5 protein-coding genes and 1 pseudogene are annotated in these 7,940 nt (G+C 66.7%); 1 reads left to right on the top strand and 5 read right to left on the bottom strand.

What is annotated here, in order from left to right; genetic code table 11:
- The 4 genes and pseudogenes from HWX39_RS20650 to HWX39_RS20635 form a co-directional block, all read right to left on the bottom strand.
- Positions 1 to 330 (bottom strand): annotated as a pseudogene (locus HWX39_RS20650) (acetyl-CoA C-acetyltransferase); the annotation flags it as partial.
- 99 nt (positions 331 to 429) lie between these two features.
- Positions 430 to 2,295, bottom strand: a complete 1,866-nt coding sequence (gene phaC / locus HWX39_RS20645; RefSeq protein ID WP_175969742.1) for a class I poly(R)-hydroxyalkanoic acid synthase — start codon at positions 2,293 to 2,295, stop codon at positions 430 to 432.
- A 360-nt stretch (positions 2,296 to 2,655) separates the two neighbouring features.
- A complete protein-coding gene (gene pgeF / locus HWX39_RS20640; protein WP_175969741.1) occupies positions 2,656 to 3,495 on the bottom strand; it encodes a peptidoglycan editing factor PgeF in 840 nt (279 codons plus the stop codon).
- Positions 3,496 to 3,501: 6 nt separating this feature from the next.
- Positions 3,502 to 4,710: an RluA family pseudouridine synthase gene (locus HWX39_RS20635; RefSeq protein WP_175969740.1), complete on the bottom strand. Its 1,209-nt coding sequence runs from the start codon at positions 4,708 to 4,710 to the stop codon at positions 3,502 to 3,504.
- Positions 4,711 to 4,751: 41 nt separating this feature from the next.
- Here HWX39_RS20635 and HWX39_RS20630 point away from each other — a divergent pair, with 41 nt between their 5' ends.
- Positions 4,752 to 5,576: an outer membrane protein assembly factor BamD gene (locus tag HWX39_RS20630; protein ID WP_175969739.1), complete on the top strand. Its 825-nt coding sequence runs from the start codon at positions 4,752 to 4,754 to the stop codon at positions 5,574 to 5,576.
- Positions 5,577 to 5,686: 110 nt separating this feature from the next.
- Here HWX39_RS20630 and HWX39_RS20625 read toward each other — a convergent pair whose 3' ends face one another.
- Entirely contained in the window at positions 5,687 to 7,933 is a 2,247-nt protein-coding gene (locus tag HWX39_RS20625; protein ID WP_175969738.1) for an ATP-dependent DNA helicase, read from the bottom strand.
- Positions 7,934 to 7,940 lie beyond the last annotated feature (7 nt).

Below are 7,940 nucleotides of genomic sequence, written 5' to 3'. Positions count from 1 at the left end.
CACGATCTCCGCGTCGCCCGCGACGATCGCGTTCGCCGCCAGCATCACGGCCTTCAGGCCCGAGCCGCACACCTTGTTGATCGTCATCCCCGGCACCGCCGTAGGCAACCCGGCCTTGATCAGCGACTGCCGCGCCGGGTTCTGCCCCGAACCGGCCGTCAGCACCTGGCCCATGATCACTTCGCTGACCTGATCGGGCTTCACGCCCGCACGCTCCAGCACCGCGCGGATCACCGTCGCGCCCAGCTCCGGCGCCGCAATCTTCGCAAGCGAACCGCCGAATTTGCCGACCGCGGTCCGCGCGGCCGATACGATCACTACGTCCGTCATTTCCCTTTCCTCCAGGCCCGCACGACACGGCGCATCGCTACCGGCCCTGTTAAAAAAACTGCGGTGCACCGGACAGCGTGCTCCGCTGTCCGGTTTTCGTCAATCGCGCTGCAACACGTAACGCCCCGGCGCCGGCTCGATCACCGGGAACTGCGCGGTACCGGGCTGCGCGGGCGGCTCCACCTTGCGGCCGCCGTACTGATCGAGCCATTCGACCCAGGTCGTCCACCAGCTTCCCGGCTGCTCGGTCGCACCGGCGAACCAGTCGTCCGCCGATTCGGGCAGGTCGCTGTCGTTGACCCAGTAGCTGCGCTTCTTCTTCGCCGGCGGATTGATCACGCCCGCGATGTGCCCCGACGCGCCGAGCACGAACTTCAGCGGGCCCGACAGGATCGACGTGGATGCATAGGCCGTCTGCCACGGCACGATGTGATCCTCGCGCGAGCCGTAGATGAAGGTCGGCACGTCGATCAGCGTCAGGTCGACCGATTCCCCGCACACGGTCAGCGCACCCGGCTCGCGCAGCTTGTTCTCGAGATAGGTATTGCGCAGGTACCACGCGTACATCGGGCCCGGCAGGCTCGTCGAATCGCTGTTCCAGTACAGCAGGTCGAACGGCGCCGGCGTGCGGCCCTTCAAGTAGTTGTCGACGACGTAGTTCCACACGAGGTCGTTCGGCCGCAGGAACGAGAACGTGTTCGCGAATTCGACGCCGCGCATCAGCCCCGGCTGCGCGCCGTTCTTGCCGCCGATGGTCTGCTCGCGCATCTGCACGTGCGCCTCGTCGACGAACACGTCGAGAATGCCGGTGTCGGTGAAGTCGAGCATCGCGGTGAGCAGCGTCATCGACGCGGCCGGATGTTCGCCGCGCGCGGCGAGCACCGCGAGCGCGGTCGCGAGCATCGTGCCGCCGACGCAGAAGCCGAGCGTGTTGATCTGCTCGCGGCCGCTGATCTGCTGCACGGCGTCGATCGCCGCGAGCAGCCCTTCGTTCATGTAGTCGTCCCACGTCTTGTGCGCGACCGATGCGTCCGCGTTGCGCCACGACACGAGGAACACCTGATGGCCGTTCGACAGCGCGTGCGCGACGAGCGAATTCTCGGGCTGCAGGTCGAGGATGTAGAACTTGTTGATGCAAGGCGGCACGATCAGCAGCGGCCGCTCGAACACCTTGTCCGTCTTCGGCGTGTACTGGATCAGTTGGATCAGGTCGTTCTCGTAGACGACCGCACCTTCAGTACACCCGAGGTTCTTGCCGACCACGAACTGCGATTCGTCGGTCTGCGAAATCTTGCCGCGCTGCATGTCGCCGAGCAGGTTCATCATCCCCTGCCGCAGGCTTTCGCCCTGCGTTTCGAGGATCGATTTCTGTGCATCGGGATTGAGGGCGAGGAAGTTGCTCGGCGCGGCTGCGGCCGTCCATTGCTGGACCGTGAAACGAATGCGCTCGCGTGTCTTCGGATCGGCCTGAAGCGCGTCGGCCAGTTCCTGCAGATAGCGCGCGTTGAGCAGATACCAGGCCGCCGCGAACGCATGCGCCGGCGACGCCTTCCACGCATCGCCGCTGAAACGGCGGTCCTTCAGTTCGGGAGACTCGAGCTTCGCCGCGGCGGCCTGCTGCATCAGCGCCATGCAATCGCGCGCGTAGTCGGCCTGCAGCGCCTGCAGCCGCTCGGGCGGAATCGCGGCGGCCGGCAGCTTCAACCCGGCGAACGGCGACGCCATCGCGCCGAAATCGGGCATCGACGGCATCCGGAACGGAAACGATGTCGGAAACTGGAATGTCGCGAACGGATTCATGGTGGCCGACGCAGTCGCGGCGCGTGCCGGATCTGCAAAACCGCGCCATGCATTCAACCATGACTCGAACATCTGCTGCATCGGCTGGGCGGCCGGATCGAAACCAATGCTGCCCGGGGAAGTGCCCGCCTGAGCGGACGTCGACGATTTTTTCGATGCTGTCATTACCTGCCTTACCGGTGATTCGTGAGCGTCTATCGTGAAATCCTGCTCGCGCGCGGCATGCCGGCTGCGAGCCGGGCCGTCATGCTCTGGAGAGGCGTCTCCAGATTCTGCCGCAGTGCGGTATTTTTATCATTATCGTTTTCCCCATGTGAAGCGCCATGTCAAACCGCTGAACATTTCCGTACGGAGATAATCCTCGCGCAACAGACGGGACAAGGGTTCCGGCGAAACATAAAACATTCCGATTGACTTGACTTCGCGATTTTTCATTCATTCGCGGATGCTGCGTGGCATGACCGCAAAAATATCGAGATAACCCGATTTTGCGACGCGGCAAACCCCACGCGCATACGCATTCCGTCAATCCGCCAGCCAGATCGCCGCCGCCATCCGGCCCGTCACGCGATCGCGCCGGTACGAATAAAAACGATCCTGTTCGGTGACCGTACAGGCCGTCCCGCCGCTCACGTGCGCAACGCCCGCACGTGCGAGACGCAGGCGTGCGAGCCCATAGAGATCGGCAAGAAACTTGCCCGGCGCGCCATCGATCGCGACGAACGCAAGCCGGGTTTCATCATGCTCCGACTGCGGGGCCGTGTCGAGAAACGCGTCACGGACGTCGGCGCCGACTTCGAACGCCCGCGGGCCGATCGCCGGCCCGAGGTAAGCATGAAGCGCGTCCGTCGCACCGCCCGCGAGTGCCGCGACGCGCGCCGCAGTCTGCTCGACGATGCCGGCCGCCAGCCCGCGCCAGCCCGCATGTGCGGCGCCGACTGCGCGGCCCTGCGTGTCGCACAGCAGCACGGGCAGGCAATCCGCGACCATCACCACGCAGACGGCACCCGTCCGGTCGGTGACGCTCGCGTCGGCCTGCACCGGTGCCGTGGCCGCAGGCGCCGCCGCGATCACCTCGTCCGCCCGCACGATCTGCGCGCCGTGAACCTGCTCGAGCCACGCAGCACTCGACTGGCCCGCCAGCGCCAGCAAGCGCGCGCGATTCCCGGCGACATGGGCCGGGTCGTCGCCGGTATGCAGGCCGAGATTCATTCCGCCCGGCAGCACCTCTCCGCCCCGCCAGCGCCCGTATGGGCCTTCGCTCACCCCGCCGTCACGCGTCGTGATCAGCGCGCGCACGCGCGGCGATACCTGCCAGTCGGGCTGTACGCAGTCCCGCCACGTCAACGGCGCCAGGTTCGTCATCGGCACTCACTCCTCCTCATCGTCCAGGTACGGCTCGTCATCGTGATACTCGCCGCCGAAATCGTCATCGTCGTAGACACCGTCATCGTCGTCGAATTCCTCGTCGCCCTGCCCGAAACCGAGCGCCGCAACGAGTGCGTTCATGTCGTCCGGCAGCGGGCAACGCCATTGCATCGCCTTGCCCGTGACCGGATGCACGAGACCGAGCCGCCATGCATGCAGCGCCTGTCGCGCGAACCCGTCCGGCAGCGGCGTGACCGAGCGCTTGCCGCGCGCACGGCCGTACACGGGATCGCCGAGCAGCGGATGCCCGACGTGCGCGCAGTGCACGCGGATCTGGTGCGTGCGGCCGGTCTCAAGGTCGCACTGGATCGCCGAAACCGGCTGACGTTGCCACAGGCATGTGTCAACCGTGCGGAAATGCGTGCGCGCGGGCTTGCCCGAGGCACCCGTGACGACGGCCATGCGCGTGCGTTCGCGCGGATCGCGGCCGATCGGCGCGTCGATCGTGCCCTCCTCGGGCATCGTGCCCCACACGAGCGCGAAATAGCGGCGCTTCACCGTGCGAGCCTGCAACTGGCGCACGAGGTCCGTCTGCGCGGCGAGCGTGCGCGCCACCACCATCAGCCCCGACGTTTCCTTGTCGAGCCGGTGGACGATCCCTGCGCGCGGCAGGCCGGCCGCCGCATCGCCATAGCGATGCAGCAGCCCGTTGAGGATCGTGCCGCTCCAGTTGCCGGCGGCCGGATGCACGACGAGGCCGGCCGGCTTGTTGATGACGACGAGGGCGTCGTCCTCGTAGATCACGTCGAGCGGCACCGGCTCCGGCGTAAAGGCCAGCTGCTCGGGGAGCAGGTCGGGTACGAGCGCGATCTTCGCGCCGAGCGGCACCGGCTGGCGGATCTTCGCCGGCGCGCCGTCGACGAGCACGCGCTGCGCCTCGATCCAGCTCTGCAGGCGGCTGCGCGAGAATTCGGGGAACAGTTGGGCGAGCGCCTTGTCAAGGCGTTCACCCGCGAGCGACGTCGGCACTTCGACGATGCGCGGCGCGTCATCGGCCGCCGCGGACGGCACGACGGGCGGTTGTATTGCGTCGCCGGTCAGATCGTCATCGAGGGAATCCCCCGAGGCAGCATCGGCGGGCCGATCGCTTGGGCTATAATCTTCGCGATTTGGTGTGCCCGGCTGGGCATTCTGCGAACTTGAACGGGTCATTTAGACTGGGTCACCGAGACTTGAAGCTAGGACATGCGAGCATGATGAATTCGACCAAACGCACGGCCAGAACCGTCGCCGCCCGGGCTACGGCGGTAGCGGCCGCGGCCCTCATCGCCGGCTGCCACGGCTTGCCGCAGAAGCAGGACGAGACGGCTACCTGGTCGAACAACAAATTATACTCAGAGGCCCAGGACGCACTGTCCGGCGGCGACTGGGGCAAGTGCGCGAAATATTTCGAATCGCTGCAAGGTCGCGATCCGTTCGGCCATTTCGCGCAACAGGCACAGATCAACGTTGCATACTGCAACTGGAAGGATAACGAAGCGGCCGCCGCCGACCAGGCCGTCGATCGCTTCATCCAGCTCCACCCCGATCATCCGGATATCCCGTACGCGTACTACCTGAAAGGGATGATCCACTTCAACGACGATCTCGGCCTGTTCGGCCGCTTCTCCGGCCAGGACATGAGCGAGCGCGATCCGCAGGCACTGCGCGAATCGTACGATGCGTTCAAGGTCGTCGTCGACCGCTTCCCGAAGAGCAAGTACGCGCCCGACGCCGCCGCGCGGATGCGTTACATCGTCAACGCGCTCGCATCGCACGAAGTGCACGCGGCCGACTACTACTACCGTCGTGGCGCCTACGTCGCGGCCATCAACCGTGCGCAGCTCGCGATCAAGGACTACAAAGGCGCCCCGGCGATCGAGGACGCGCTGCACATCATGGTCCTGTCGTACGGCAAGCTGAACCAGCCGCAACTTGCCGAGGACACGAAGCGAGTACTCGCCGGCACGTTCCCCGACAGCCCGTACGTCACGGGCCACTCGCGCCCCGGCGCGAAGAAGTCGTGGTGGCAGTTCTGAAGCGCGCTGCGACGCAGCGCCCGCTGCACGAACAAAAAACCCGGCCATCGAGCCGGGTTTTTTGTTGACGCCGCGTTCCAGCGGCACCGGTGCGCGTGCCGCGCATGCCGTCACATGCGTTTTTCCGACCGGTGCTCGTCGAAGAAGTCCTGGACAACCGCGATCTCGCGGGTGCGCTTGAACGGCGGCAGGCTCTGCCAGATCCGGCGACCGTAGGGCTTGTCGACGAGCCGCGTGTCGCAGATCATCAGCACGCCGCGATCCGTCTCCGCGCGAATCAGCCGGCCCGCCCCCTGCTTCAGCGTGATCACGGCCTGCGGCAACTGGTGCACGGCGAACGGGCTCAGCCCCTTCTTCGTCAGCGCGTCGAGCCGCGCGGCCAGCACCGGATCGTCCGGCGGCGCAAACGGCAGCTTGTCGATCACGACGAGCGACAGCGCGTCGCCGCGCACGTCGACGCCTTCCCAGAAACTCTGGCTGCCGACCAGGATCGCGTTGCCATACGCACGGAAACGGTCGAGCAGTTCGGTGCGGCTCGCATCGCCCTGCACGAGCAGTGGCGTGTTCCAGCCGCGCGACTCGATCACGTCGCGCAGCTTCGACGCGATCCGGTCGACCGCGCGCAGCGTCGTGCACAGCATGAACACGCCGCCGCCGGACGCCTCGATCGCCGGCAGCGCGGCGTCGAAGACGGCGTCGGTAAAGGCCGGCGAAGACGGTTGCGGCAGGTTGCGCGGCACGTACAGCAGCCCTTGCGACTGGTAGTCGAACGGGCTCGCGAGCGTCATCGAGCGACGCGAGCTGAGGCCCATTTGCGCCGCGTAGTGCGTGAAATCGCCGCGCACCGACAGCGTGGCCGACGTGAACACCCATGCACGCGGCACGCCCGCGCGCTGCTTGGCAAAGATCGGCGCGACCGACAGCGGCGTTTCGTGCAGCTGGACGGTATGCGCGAACACTTCGACCCAGCGCACCTTCTCGTTCGGATCGCCGTCGGATGCTGCCTTGTCGCCGGCCGCCGCTGCATCGGCCTTCGCGGCCGCTTCCGTCGCGCCAGGCGCGACCCAGCCCGCCAGCAGGTCCTGCAGCTCGCGTGCTCGCCGCAGGCACGCGCCGAGCGATTCCGCCCGTTCGGCCTGGCTCGCAAGCGCCGATGCCAGCGCGTCGAGCGCAGCCTCGAGCGCATCGAGTGCGCCGAACATCGGGTGATCGTCGCCGAGCTGGGCGAGCGACATGCGGACGATCTGGTCGTTCGCGAACGCAAGGCGCAAGTCGCGCGCCGCGCGCTCGAGATCACCGCCGAGCTTCACCCATTCGACCGCGTCGCGTGCATGGCTCAGGCCTTCCGCCACCGTGTCGCGTGCGAGCTCGAGAATCTGCGTCGTCGACAGCGTCTCGCCGAAGAACAGCGTCGCCGTTTCCGGCAACTGGTGCGCTTCGTCGAAGATGACCGTGTTCGCGTTCGGCAGCAGCTCGGCCATCCCCGTGTCGCGCAGCATGATGTCCGCGAAGAACAGGTGGTGGTTGACGACGACGATGTCGGCCTGCTGCGCCTCGCGCCGCGCCTGCATCACGAAGCAATCCTTGTAATGCGGGCATTCCTGGCCGAGGCAGTTGTCGCGCGTCGACGTGACCATCGACCAGACGGGCGCCGTTTCCGGCACGCTCGCGAGCTCGGCCTTGTCGCCGCTCTTCGTGATCTTCGCGAAACGGACGATTTCCTGCAGATAGGCCGTATCCTGGCGCGACGGCAAGCGGCCGTTGTCGGCCGTGCGTTGCAGGTAGTAGTGGCACAGGTAGTTTGCGCGGCCCTTCAGCATCGCGACCGACACCGGCACCGCCAGCGCGTTGCGCACGGTCGGGATGTCGCGCTGGAACAGCTGGTCCTGCAGGTGTTTCGTGCCGGTCGACACGATCACCTTGCCGCCCCACAGCATCGCGGGCACGAGGTACGCATAGGTCTTGCCGGTACCCGTGCCGGCCTCGACGATCAGCGTGTTGTCGCCGGCATCGCTGTCGGACTCGGTTGCGGCGGCGTCCGCGCCCGGCTCGGCCGCCTTGTCGCCGTCGCCGAGGCGACGCGCCGGCCGCTTGCGGGTTTCGAAGATCTCGGGTTCGGGCATCCGGCGGGCAGACGCCTCCATCGCGGACGCGACGGCACGCGCCATCTCGATCTGCGACATACGCGGCCGATAGCCGTCGAGCGCGCGCGCCAGCAATCCGCCTTCGCCGAAGATCGTGTCGAGTTCGTCGACGCGCTTGCGGCTCAGCTCAAAGGTGCCTTCGGGCGCACGAGCGCGCCCGGCGGACGATACGTCGCGCCGGGCATCGGGGGTGGCTTCAAGCGGTGAATTCAAGGCAAGC

The organism is Burkholderia sp. BCC0322 (assembly GCF_902833045.1).
Taxonomy (GTDB): domain Bacteria; phylum Pseudomonadota; class Gammaproteobacteria; order Burkholderiales; family Burkholderiaceae; genus Burkholderia.
This window is presented reverse-complemented; position numbering and strand designations above follow the sequence as displayed.

Bases quoted from the DNA above. Each gene is read 5' to 3' on its own strand.
- phaC (WP_175969742.1), bottom strand. From the start codon at position 2,295: ATGACAGCATCGAAAAAATCGTCGACGTCCGCTCAGGCGGGCACTTCC.
- pgeF (WP_175969741.1), bottom strand. From the start codon at position 3,495: ATGACGAACCTGGCGCCGTTGACGTGGCGGGACTGCGTACAGCCCGAC.
- HWX39_RS20635 (WP_175969740.1), bottom strand. From the start codon at position 4,710: ATGACCCGTTCAAGTTCGCAGAATGCCCAGCCGGGCACACCAAATCGC.
- HWX39_RS20630 (WP_175969739.1), top strand. From the start codon at position 4,752: ATGATGAATTCGACCAAACGCACGGCCAGAACCGTCGCCGCCCGGGCT.